The sequence below is a fragment of the Dendronalium phyllosphericum CENA369 genome, assembly GCF_016056275.1.
Lineage (GTDB): Bacteria > Cyanobacteriota > Cyanobacteriia > Cyanobacteriales > Nostocaceae > Dendronalium > Dendronalium phyllosphericum.
Window position 1 is genome coordinate 170,197 of record NZ_JAECZA010000001.1, and the last position, 12,125, is coordinate 182,321.

The 12,125-nt window shown below is 43.6% G+C and carries 7 protein-coding genes; 4 read left to right on the forward strand and 3 right to left on the reverse strand.

The features are described from left to right. Positions 1-84 precede the first annotated feature (84 nt). From I8752_RS00790 to I8752_RS00800, 3 genes are all read left to right on the forward strand, one after another. Positions 85-1,074, forward strand: a complete 990-nt coding sequence (locus tag I8752_RS00790; RefSeq protein ID WP_214430410.1) for a helix-turn-helix transcriptional regulator — start codon at positions 85-87, stop codon at positions 1,072-1,074. Between the two features lie 153 nt (positions 1,075-1,227). Next, complete coding sequence (locus tag I8752_RS00795; RefSeq protein WP_214430411.1) at positions 1,228-3,840, forward strand: TonB-dependent siderophore receptor; 2,613 nt, start codon at positions 1,228-1,230, stop codon at positions 3,838-3,840. Positions 3,841-3,894: 54 nt separating this feature from the next. Further along, positions 3,895-5,022, forward strand: a complete 1,128-nt coding sequence (locus I8752_RS00800) for a PepSY-associated TM helix domain-containing protein (RefSeq protein ID WP_214430412.1) — start codon at positions 3,895-3,897, stop codon at positions 5,020-5,022. 106 nt (positions 5,023-5,128) lie between these two features. On the opposite strand, the gene leuD is transcribed toward I8752_RS00800, so the two are convergent. From leuD to dnaX, 3 genes are all read right to left on the reverse strand, one after another. Further along, positions 5,129-5,737, reverse strand: coding sequence for a 3-isopropylmalate dehydratase small subunit (gene leuD, locus I8752_RS00805; RefSeq protein WP_214430413.1), 609 nt, complete (start codon positions 5,735-5,737; stop codon positions 5,129-5,131). Positions 5,738-5,864: 127 nt separating this feature from the next. Continuing rightward, complete coding sequence (leuC, locus tag I8752_RS00810; protein WP_214430414.1) at positions 5,865-7,268, reverse strand: 3-isopropylmalate dehydratase large subunit; 1,404 nt, start codon at positions 7,266-7,268, stop codon at positions 5,865-5,867. A gap of 265 nt (positions 7,269-7,533) precedes the next feature. Further along, on the reverse strand, positions 7,534-11,004 hold the full coding sequence (gene dnaX / locus I8752_RS00815; RefSeq protein ID WP_214430415.1) for a DNA polymerase III subunit gamma/tau: 3,471 nt from the start codon (positions 11,002-11,004) through the stop codon (positions 7,534-7,536). A 315-nt stretch (positions 11,005-11,319) separates the two neighbouring features. Between dnaX and I8752_RS00820 the strand changes: the two genes are divergently transcribed. Next, positions 11,320-12,012, forward strand: a complete 693-nt coding sequence (locus I8752_RS00820) for a hypothetical protein (protein ID WP_214430416.1) — start codon at positions 11,320-11,322, stop codon at positions 12,010-12,012. The last annotated feature ends 113 nt before the right edge of the window (positions 12,013-12,125 follow it).

Consider the following 12,125-nt stretch of genomic DNA (forward strand, 5'->3'; position numbering starts at 1 on the left):
TTGTGCCCTTCTTGCAGAAGATTTTCAATTACAATCGCCTATTTTGATTGATAATATTCTCAATAGCTTATTGAGAATATTATCATGACTATTCGTTTAAACTGGACAGAGTTTGATGAATTATATGATGCTGTGCAGTTTAATGATTGTGAAGGAAAAGTAGAATTGTCTACTTGGTTTGGTCAAGCCAGTGGTTACTGGACTATGCTGCGCCATAACCTGGAGTTAGTAATTCAACAAAGCGAATATTCACAAACAGTAATTCTTGAAGGCGAACACGATGATTCGCCTTTTCTGACATCTAAATTTTTGCTGTCTGGTGGGATGAGAACCACTACGCCAAATGTACCTGGAGTCAGCGACGATTATGAAGAAGTTGCAGGCTACAACTACTTATTTTACTTACCTGATATTCGGGAGTTTGAGCATTTTCCTGCAAACAAACCTAAGCAATGTATCAGTATTTACTGGCATCCCGATTTACTTTCTAGTTTCCAGGGTAGCTTTCAAGAATTACCAACCCTGCTCCAGCAGTTGATTGAAAATACTACAACAGAACGGTTTCATCAACCGTTAGGAGCCATCACACCTGCGATGCGGTTGGTACTTAGGCAAATTTTACAGTGTCCGTTCCGAGAAACACTCAGACAAATGTATTTAGAAGCAAAGGTGTTGGAATTACTGACGCTTCAGATTGCTCAGTGGGGAGAAAATAATCTCTTATTGCGGCGATCGCTATTTTTTCGTCCCGATGAAATTGAACGTTTACATCACGCGAAAGCTATCCTCAATCAAACCCTTCAGAACCCACCTTCTCTACTAAACCTAGCCAGACAAATCGGACTCAATGACTTTAAGCTCAAGCGGGGATTTCGAGAAATGTTTGGCACTACTGTGTGTGGGTATGTGCAATCCTTACGGCTAGAGCAAGCACAACAGTTACTACTCGGCACTAATTTAACGATTGCAGAAATTGCTTCTCAAGTGGGATATGAAAGCATAAGTCATTTTAGCTACCTATTTAAGCGACGATTTGGCGTAACCCCTAGAGATTATCGTCGGTGCAAAGGCTGATAGTAAAAGGTGAATCCCGATTGCGATAAAAAAAATCCGGTTTCAGATATATGCGATCGCCTAAATTTCCGTATTCTCATAAATAGAGTTAGATAATAATAATTCTCAAATAATAGGCTCTGTTTTTAGAAATATGGTTGGGTGTGTGGAGTTATGAAGCTGTCGCAATCTTTGTTCATTTGCTGTTTTCTTATTGCTGTCGTCATACAACCAACTCAGGCAAAGGAAGTAACTCAAATTCCTCGCGGACAAAAGCTAGACAGTTCCGCAAGAACAGTCAAAGAATGGCTGGCTCAGATCGAACAACAAACGCCACAAATAGAAGTCGTGCAGGTGACGCAAGTCAAAGCAAATCCGACTGATAAGGGTGTTGAGGTAATTTTACAGACTACCAAAGGGGAACAATTACAACTAGTAAATCGCAATTTCGGCAATAGCTTTATTGCTGATATTCCCAATGCACAGCTGCGTTTACCTAGTGGTGAAGCATTTACATTCCGCTCAGATAAACCAATAGCAGGAATTACTGAGATAACTGTTACTAATTTTGATGCCAATACTATTCGAGTGACTGTTACAGGTGAGAGTATTGTGCCAGTAGTTGAATTGTTTGACAGTCCAGATGAGGGTTTAATTTTTAGTGTGGCAACTGCTGCATCCACAGCACAACAACCTCAAACCCAACCAACTCCCGAACAACAACCGCCTGAAAGTCAAACACAGCCAACTCAACCATCAACCAATAATAGTGATGAGCCGATTGAATTGGTAGTAACGGGTGAACAAGACGGATATCGCGTACCAGATAGCACAACTGCGACAAGAACTGATACTCCTCAACGTGATATTCCCCAGTCAATTCAAGTTATTCCTCAACAAGTCATCAAGGATCAACAAATTACGCGGATTGGTGATGCAACACGCAATGTTAGTGGCGTAACTCAGCAAGGGGGCTATGGTGGGTCTACAGATAATTACAACATTCGGGGATTCACAACTTATAACAACTTGAGAAACGGTTTTGCTGTTCAAGACGACCTTGTGAATCCGACAAACATTGAGCGGATTGAAGTTCTCAAGGGGCCAGCTTCAGTGCTATATGGACAGTTTGAGCCGGGAGGTGTGGTGAATTATATTACCAAACAACCGCTCAGTGAGCCTTACTACTCTGCTGAATTTACAGCCGGAAGTTTTAGTACTTATCGTCCCTCAATTGATATTTCTGGGCCGCTGAACTCAGACAAAACATTGCTGTACCGCCTGAATGCTGCGTACGAAAACTTTGGTAGTTTTATTGATTTTAATCATCAGGAAACATTTGCGATCGCACCAGCATTAACCTACAAAATTGGTGATGCGACAACATTGACACTGGAGTATGAATACCTCAAACTCGATCGCACCTATTATGATGGTCTGCTCCCCGATCCAAGCGTTTTTAGAGCTCCTATCAATCGTTTTCTGGGGGAGCCAGACAATCGTTTCTCCAAAGAGACACACTCTGTATTTCTTAACATCAATCATCGCTTCAGTGAAAACATCCAGTTCCGCAGTGGCTTTTCCGTGACGGTTAATAATTCTGAGGAGTCAGAGTTTCGACCGAATAGCATTGATGCAGATGGTCGTACCGTATTGCGAAGATTTGGTGCGGGTCCTGGTTATTATCAAAACTACTCTCTGCAAAACGATTTAATTAGTAATTTCAATACAGGTTCCATCCAACATCAAGTTCTTCTGGGGTTGGAGTGGAATAAATATATCTATGGCTTCGATTATCTGCGAAGTTCTGTTTCACTGACTCCCAGTATTGATTTATTCAATCCTGTGTATGGCGCTTCCCGACCAGCAGAGTTTGATGAAGCAGCAGAACGCGATCGTTTCGATCGCAATACCATCGCCATTTATCTGCAAGATCAAGTAACATTGCTGCCAAATTTGAAGTTATTGATCGGCGGCAGGTATGACTTTATTCACCGCAAAAATCGCGCGCAACTGCTGGATTCTTTGGGTAGAGATCCAATAGATGATGCCACGGTCGATCGGTTGTATAATGATGCCTTTTCACCTCGCGTTGGCATTGTTTATCAGCCGATAGAACCGATTTCAATTTACGCCAGCTACAGCCGCTCGTTTAATCCCAGCGACTCGCGGACAGTAGATGGAACTCAATTACCACCAGAGCGCGGTACTCAGTATGAAGTGGGAGTCAAAGCGGAACTGATTAAAGACAGGTTATCTGCTACCTTTGCTGCCTATGATATCACCAAAGAAAATGTTGCTACAACCGATCCCACTCCAGGTAACTCTGACTTTTCGATTGCTGCTGGAGAAGTTAAAAGTCGCGGTTTAGAATTTGACATTTCTGGGCAAATTCTACCAGGCTGGAATGTGATTGCTTCTGCCTTTATCAACGATGCTTTTGTAAGTAAAGATAACAGCCTGCCAGTAGGCGACTCCCTGGTAAATGCTGCTGGTAGTGGGGCTAGTCTGTGGACAAGCTATGAAATTCAAAACGGTAATTGGAAAGGATTTGGCTTTGGTGGAGGACTATTTTATACTGGCGATCGCGAAGCTGAACTCCCTAATACATTCAAAATTCCCTCCTATGTGCGTGCAGATGCCACGATTTTCTACAAACGCGATAACTGGAGGGTTGGACTGAACTTTAAGAATCTTTTTGATACTCGCTATTACGATTCTCAAGGCTATTATCTGCTTCCTGGTGCGCCTTTAACAGTGCTGGGAACGTTTTCTGTACAATTTTGATTTCTGCAATTTTTGAACTGATTAAGTTCTGTTTACTATCACACAGCTTCTACCATGAACTCTAAAAAAATACGCGATTTAGCATTTACTTTGCACCGCTATCTTGGTTTAGCAGTAGGACTGATACTAGTTATCGTTGGCTTGACAGGTAGCTTGTTGGTGTTCGAGCAAGATTTTGACCATTTTGCGATCGCTCAACAATATGGACACATTACGCCCCAAAAAGAGCAGTTATCCCCAGAGTCTGCAATCGATACAATCCAGGCTAGGTATGCTGCACGAACTGACTTAAAGCTTTTTCGGATTTATTTGCCAGATACTCCAGATACTCCCTACATAGGACAATTGGCATCAACTGATGGTCAAAGAACAGAGGTTTTTGTCAACCCTTATACAGGGAAAATTATGGGTCAACGTCTATGGGATCAAACCCTGATTGGGATAATGCTTAATTTGCACTATACCTTGATGGCAGGTCAAACCGGAATTATTATTGTTGGCATTACTGCCTTGCTAATGTGTATTCTTAGTATCACAGGTTTGGTTCTTTGGCCTGGTTGGCGCAGATTGATTGCAGGCTTCAAAATCAAATTTGATGCTCATTCTAAACGTGTGAACTTTGACATTCACAAAGTTGCTGGCATTATCACTGTGATTTTTTTATTGTTTACTAGCTTTACTGGCTTTTGCTGGAACTTCTACGATTTAACTGAGCCGATTATTTATGCTGTTACATTCACCCCAAAACCATCTGAGCCAGTATCCCAGCCAATTCCTGGTAAATCAACTTTAAATCTAACCCAACAACTGAAAATTGCTAATGCTGCTTTGCCTGGTGCTGTTACCAAGAGCATTTACTTTCCCGATAAACCAGAAAATGCCCTACAAATTCGCATGAAGTTACCGCAGGAGAGTTCAGATTACGGTGATAGTAATGTTTATCTCGACCAGTACAGTGGTAAGGTTTTACGAGTTGATAATGCTTTAAAGTTGCCATTGGGCGATCGCATCCTCAACTGTTTTACTCCCTTGCACTACGGCACATTTTGGGGACTTCCATCCCGTATCTTTTATGTATTTGTTGGGCTGGCTCCATTAATTTTATTTCTTACTGGCTTTGTGATGTGGCAGTATCGTTATCGGGCAAAACCGACTACAAAAGAGAGAATTTATACTCGTTAATGGAGCTAAAATACTCATTAGATCGCACAACCACTGTACCAACTGGATTTTTTAGACTTTTTGAAGTTGGACAGCAATAAAAACCGCATACACCAGTTAAGTATTTCTAACTCGCCGCTAACTTTCCCCAACTCACATAAGGCAGTTTTGTAGCTGTTGCTTTAATTTGGTCAGTGTTAGCTACTAATTGACCGCAAGCATCCCAACTGCCAGAAACGAACATATTTCTGGAACCTTCACCTATAGAAACTGGGGCAGTGTAATCGCCAATTTGCACCTCTAGGGTTTCCAGATTCACGGTGACAGATGCTTGAGCATTGGCAGCTACTAGCTGTTGTAGTTGTTTGACAATAACTGCATCAGCTGTCACACAAGGTATGCCCATAGCAACACAGTTTCCGAAAAAGATTTCCGCAAAGCTTTCACCAACTAGAGCTTGAATTCCCCATTTGGCGATCGCTTGTGGTGCATGTTCTCTTGATGAACCACAGCCAAAGTTACGGTTAACGATTAAAACTTTTGCACCTTGGTACTGGGGTTGGTCAAAGGGATGCTCGCCTTTGAGGGCTTGGCGGTCATCAATAAACGCACCTTCGCCTAACCCATCAAAGGTAATGGCTTTTAAATAACGGGCAGGAATGATGCGATCGGTATCTATATCATTGCCTACTAAAGGTATACCGCGCCCTGAAACTGTTTTAACTTCACTTTCCATAAACTTTAGTTGTTAGTTGTCAGTTGTTAGTTGTCAGTTGTCAGTTGCTAGTTGTCAGTTGTAAATAGCAGGTGTTCAGTATGCGAGAATTTATAACCACTGACCACTGACTACTGACCATTGACCATTACAGTAACTCGCGTACATCTGATACTTCGCCTGTAATGGCAGCAGTAGCAACCATTGCCGGACTCATCAGCAATGTACGACCGGAAGACGAACCTTGCCGCCCTTTAAAGTTCCTGTTAGAAGAAGAGGCACTAATCTGCCTTCCTTGAAGCTTATCGGGGTTCATGGCTAGACACATCGAGCATCCTGGTTCGCGCCACTCAAATCCAGCTTCTTGGAAGATATGATGCAATCCTTCGGCTTCTGCTGCTTTTTTGACACGTTCGGAACCAGGAACGACAAAGGCTTTGATTCCCTCAGCAACGTGGCGACCTTGAGCTATTTTCGCGGCTTCTCGCAAGTCGCTAAGTCTACCGTTAGTGCAGCTACCAATAAAGCAGACATCAATTTTAGTGCCTTTGATCGGTTGACCGGGATATAAATCCATGTAGCGATAAGCTTCTTCAGCAACGAAGCGGTCTTCTTCAGGCAGTTCTTCTGGTTTGGGTACTAATTGATTGATACCAATGCCTTGACCAGGAGTAATTCCCCAGGTGACTGTTGGCAGAATCTCAGCAGCGTCGAAGACTACGATATCATCGTACTCAGCATTAGCATCGCTTTTGATTGATTCCCACCAAGCTATTGCTTTGTCCCAATCTGCGCCTTTGGGGGCAAAGTCTCTATCCTTGAGGTAATCATAGGTGACTCGATCGGGATTGACATAGCCGCAACGCGCACCGCCTTCGATCGCCATATTGCAGACTGTCATCCGTTCTTCCATATTCATTTGCTCAAAGGTAGTGCCGGCGAATTCATAGGCGTAGCCTACACCGCCTTTCACTCCCAGGGTGCGGATGATATGCAGAATCACATCTTTGGCGTAAACACCAGGGTTGAGAGTGCCGTTAACTTCAATTTTGCGAACTTTCAATTTGGCGAGGGCCAGAGTTTGGGAAGCGAGAACGTCCCGGACTTGACTAGTACCAATACCAAAAGCGATCGCGCCAAATGCCCCGTGACTGGAAGTGTGGCTATCTCCACAGGCGATCGTCATTCCTGGTTGGGTAAGTCCTTGTTCTGGAGCAATCACATGAACTATACCTTGATTGCCAGAACCGATGTTATGAAAGGTAATGCCATTTTCTTGACAATTCTGTTCTAGCGCTTGGATCATTTCTTCAGCCAAGCTATCAATAAAGGGACGCGCCTGATTTTCTGTAGGCACAATATGATCTACCGTAGCAACTGTTCTCTGGGAAAACAGTACTTTTAGACCTCGTTCCCGTAACATAGCAAAGGCTTGAGGACTAGTAACTTCATGAATTAGATGCAGTCCGATAAATAGTTGCGTCAGCCCTGAAGGAAGTGTACCAACGGTGTGTAAGTCCCAAACTTTATCAAACAGGGTACCTTTGCTCATACGTCAATGGTTCTTTAACGAGTCAGATTTTCCATAGTATCAAAAAAAAGTCAGGCTGTAGCAATACGATTTATTATCGATTTGTTTAGGTAGCAGACTTTTCACGGTATGTGGACGCATGAGCGAGGGTGTGGGGTATAGTCCGGCTTTCTTGTTTTCCCTACACCCTACACCCTACCCCCTACCCCCAGCCTTAACGAGAGTTTGAGGACTTCCCGTGAAAAGTCAGGTTTAAGTAGCAGGGAAGCAAAAGGGGAAAAGGAAATTATTCGCTATCAGTTTCTGATTCCTCTGCCCACTCAGATACGTTCGTGGAGTCAGATGATTCTATGCCATCGTCTGTAAGGCGAATGATTTGCCCGTCGAAAAATTGTGCTAAACGTTGAGCTGCGAGCGCTACTTCATCAGTCTCCCACTCAATTGGGGGTGTTTGAGTTGGCGATGGAGAAACAGTTTGCACTCGATTACCATTTCTCGCAGGCGGCGCACTTCCATTCTTCTCAGGTGGCTCGATTTTTACTGGTGTGGTTGGCTGGGATACTGGCGCTGGTGGCGTGTTGTGGTTATTGTACTTAGGAAGAGTTGACTGCTGAACAGTAGGGGAGCTGTTTGCTGGTGGGTTTTTTCTCGCTACGGTAGAATTTGGCGAAGTTCCTTTCTCTAAGCTTACCTGGACTTCACAACCGAAAGTCTGCTGAAAAGCTGCCACAATCATAGGTAGATCGGATTTAACTTTGTCGTACCATACGGGTTTGACACCAACACGAGCAGCAGTACCATCAAATTCTATGAGCTGGCCCATTTGACGCAGCATTTCTTGTCTTGATTTTGGCTGGAGGTTAGCAAGCATTTGTTGCCAAACTTGAGTTAAGTCGTATTGCGGCTCAACAACTTCCTCTGAGGCTGATACTGAAGATACTTGTTGTGCAGGTGCGATATCTGGCTTCTCCTCAGCAGGTAATCGAGGAGTAGATCCATTTTCTGGGGCTGGCGATGCTGATGTTAGTGGACCAGGAACAGATTCACTCTCTGCGGGTGGTGGCGATACCGAACCATTAGAAGAGATGCGATCGCTTGGCGAAGAAACTGGTGTCGGTGAAGTATGGTTATTATCTAGTTTGTTTTCTTTTGGAACTTCGGCTAATGTCGAAGTCCTTCCTGGGTAATTGTTACCGTTAGGCGAAGCCGTTTTTACAGAGTCAGATAAATCTTGCTGAAAGGTTGGGTTGGGTTGCTGGGGTGAAGTTAGAGGAGATGCTTTCTGGGTTGCGAATTGGGGAGGTTGTTGGCGATCGCCATTCGATACCGCAGGGGTTGTAATAATGGGTATAACACCTGTGGCTGTGGGCTGAATATTTGCACTCGGTAGCAATCCTAGTAATGTCACTTCCAACCACAAACGCGGCTGGGTGGTGTTTTTAATTTGGACTTCAGCCGTTCGTAAGTGCTGCTGTCCCACCAAAATTGTACTCATATCGAGTTGCTGGGCAAACTCGACTAGCGCCATCCAAGTTTGACGAGTACAAGCTATCAAATCATGACGATTTGGTGCTGTTTTGGCAATCAGTAAATCGCGGTAGAAAGCGGCAAGATTTTGCAGAATAGTTAGTGGTTCTCGGCCGCGTTCTAAAATGTTACGGCTATAATCTAAAACTGCTTCTGGATTGTTTTGAGCGATCGCCTTCAACAACATTAACAAGTCTTGTTCGCTTACCGAACCCACTAAATCCCAAACTTTATCGGGTGTGACTTCACCAGACAATAGCGCCAATTGATCGAGCAAACTTTCCGCATCCCGCAATCCTCCCTGAGCAATTTGAGCTACTAAAGTGACAGCGTCAGGAGAAATATTAATACCTTCTTTGGCGGCGATCGCACTTAAATGATCGACCATCGCCTCTAATTGAATCCGTCTAAAATCGAACCTCTGACAGCGGGAAATAATTGTTGGCAATACTCGCTGTGGGTCAGTTGTAGCTAAAACAAAGACTACGTGTTTCGGTGGTTCTTCTAATGTTTTTAGTAGCGCGTTAAATGCTGCGGTACTGAGCATGTGGCAATTATGCACCAAAAGCCCATTTGCCACAAAGTTATGATTATCTGCCACTTCAATGTCATAAACTCGCTCAACCCCACCGAGGTGAACAGATTCGACTGTCTCCAAACTTGTAATCCATTGGGGGAATGGAATATTGTTTAAGGTCTGCCAGCCATTTTCTACTAGTGCTTGCACCCATCTGGATGTAGTGGTATGTTTTGCCTGTACTACTTCTGGTGTAAAACTTTGTTGCGGCTGAATATCCCATTGCTGTAAGCCAACTGGCAATGAGTTGATTTTCTTCTCCAGAAAATCCTTCTGTATGCAATTGAATTCGTGGACTTCCTTGTGGACTGAGACTGAGTGACCCATCATCCATATACCACCAAGCAAGTCCTTCTGGGGTAATTCGATTAAGCCAGTCGATAGAAACGAGTTTTTTATCCCTATTTGGTTTAATGATGTTAGAGATATCTTTGAGTTGGGGATGGCAACCTGTATTACAGGTAACTGATATGTTGCCGTATCCTTTGTTAGCTGTAATTCGCAGTTTTGGACGCAATTCTTGAAGGCGATAGGCTTTGTATTCCAACCATTCTTGCTGGTTTTCTGAGTGTGTCCAACACAATCTGGGGAATCTGCTGTGTTTATTGGGATAACTGACAGAGCAATCTCCAAGTAAGGTTCCGTAGATAAGTCCAAGTACATTTGGCGGTATAACTGCCGCATCGGCAAGGAACTTTTCTGTTCTGAGTTCCCAAATTCCGTGTCCTTTCTTGTATGGATGTTTTTCCCAACGAGACTGGATGCTGATGATTCCTCGGCCTTTTTTTTGTAAAAAGCTTGGAATATCAAGCTTTTCTCCACACCCGCAAGCACAGAAAGGTCGAAGTAATTCGGCTTGTTTAAGGATAGATTCCAAGTTGTATGATTTTTGCCCCGATGTATTGCCTTTAAACTGGTGTCCGCTAACAAATCTCCGGGTACGTCCATCGATACCAAATTTGTAAATGAGGATGCCGCATCCACATTCGCAGGGGATAGTATCTTCACTCCTTCTTTTACGTCCTTTGCTGGTATCCATCCTTGGTTTGTCCTGATTAAATGATTACCCGTACACTTAATTTCTCGATTAGTTGTCTTGATAATCAGGGTTTGGCGTTCTCCTTGGTCTAACCACCTGACAACTTTCTTGAATTCCCACTTGCCTAATAAGTCGTTGTAACTCAGAACCTTCTTGTCTTTGATTTTAGGGTCATCAATTCGGATAAATCCATCATCAGTTAAGACCAGAGAATCTCCAGTCAGGCATTCATCGACCACATAAACCTTGTAGCGGCACTGCACTGGTGCAAACTGTGCCTTTTCAATCAGTTCGCGGATATTATCGACACCAGTGTTGCTAGCAGCATCAATTTCAATGACATCTAAGGAGTAGCCTTTAGTGATTCCCAGACAAACATCGCACGCGCCGCATGGCATAGGGGTAGGTTTGTCACTTTTAAGACAATTGAGAGATTTGGCGAGAATGCGGGCGCTGGATGTTTTTCCTGTACCTCGCGGCCCGGTAAACAAATAAGCAGGAGCGATTTTCGCTGTTGCAATTGCGTTAGTGAGGGTAGTAGCGATCGCCTCTTGTCCCACCAGTTCAGCAAAACTCTTTGGGCGATACTTGTGGTGGAGGGGTTCGTAAGACATGGATTTTAAATGTCAATGCCTTTTGTAAATTGATTTAGAAACACAAGCGCCCATTTGACATTAGATTATTTTAAACGCAGGAATATTCCTTTTGGACAATTAAATTTTTCTCGCATTTCTCTAAATTATAGTACATTTGAACCATAAAGAGAATAGCTGATGACTGACCACTGACAACTGACCAATGACTCTTGTACAGACGCGATTAATCGCGTCTCTACCTACGACCACTGACCAATGACTAATTTTATTGACTGGAATAATGCGATGGTACAGTGCGATCGCTACAATCATTAGGGTAAGCAATACTCAATAATGGTACGGCACATGCTCAGGCGGCTAGTTCAGTGGCTCAAAAAGTTCTTCCAACGCTTGTTTGGTAGACAAAAGACTTCTTCTAAAATCGTGGAAGATGCGCCAAAAGAAGTAGCGCCACCTTTAACCGATACCGATTTAGAATTTCTCTTCACTGAACTTCTAGAAGGAGTACATCAAGCACGAGGACAAGCTTGGGCTTTAAAATGGCTGCAAAACATTGAACATCGTGTCTCTACTGAACGCTGGATACAATGGTTGCAGCGTTTTGGTGAAAGATTGCTAGCATCACCGACACCTAATAATGAATTGGCTGCTCGGTTAGTGCAATTGGGCGAATTGGGCATCGGAGAAATTGGAGACGTTGCCTATAATATTGGTATGCAGGTGTTGACGCGCAATCAAGGCGAGCCAGTATGGGAATATGATGGCCCAGATGCTGTCAGCACGCTCCCACCCGAAGAAAGTTACCCAATACCAGAAGAAGCAGGTGAGGGAGAAATTCCAGCAGACGGAGAATATCAAACTGTCACCATAGATCAGTTGTTTGTGATGTTGCAGCAGGATGAAAACTTACGCCAGCAGATTGCTCAACAACTAGCAATTGAGACAGACGATCCAGAAATTATCGTTCAGGAATTAATTAATCAATATTATGCTCCCGATCAATCGCCTCCAGACGAACAAGCATAAAATATTGATTTGTCCTCCTCAATCCCTACTTCCAGAAAATAAGGCTGTAGTCACACCGTTTAGGACACTTGTGATTGCTCAAAGCCTTACAGGAAATTGGTTTTTACTCAGCA

Coding starts and splice junctions, on each gene's coding strand:
- I8752_RS00820 (WP_214430416.1), top strand. CDS start 11,320: ATGGTACGGCACATGCTCAGGCGGCTAGTTCAGTGGCTCAAAAAGTTC.
- I8752_RS00790 (WP_214430410.1), top strand. CDS start 85: ATGACTATTCGTTTAAACTGGACAGAGTTTGATGAATTATATGATGCT.
- I8752_RS00795 (WP_214430411.1), top strand. CDS start 1,228: ATGAAGCTGTCGCAATCTTTGTTCATTTGCTGTTTTCTTATTGCTGTC.
- leuD (WP_214430413.1), bottom strand. CDS start 5,737: ATGGAAAGTGAAGTTAAAACAGTTTCAGGGCGCGGTATACCTTTAGTA.
- I8752_RS00800 (WP_214430412.1), top strand. CDS start 3,895: ATGAACTCTAAAAAAATACGCGATTTAGCATTTACTTTGCACCGCTAT.
- leuC (WP_214430414.1), bottom strand. CDS start 7,268: ATGAGCAAAGGTACCCTGTTTGATAAAGTTTGGGACTTACACACCGTT.
- dnaX (WP_214430415.1), bottom strand. CDS start 11,004: ATGTCTTACGAACCCCTCCACCACAAGTATCGCCCAAAGAGTTTTGCT.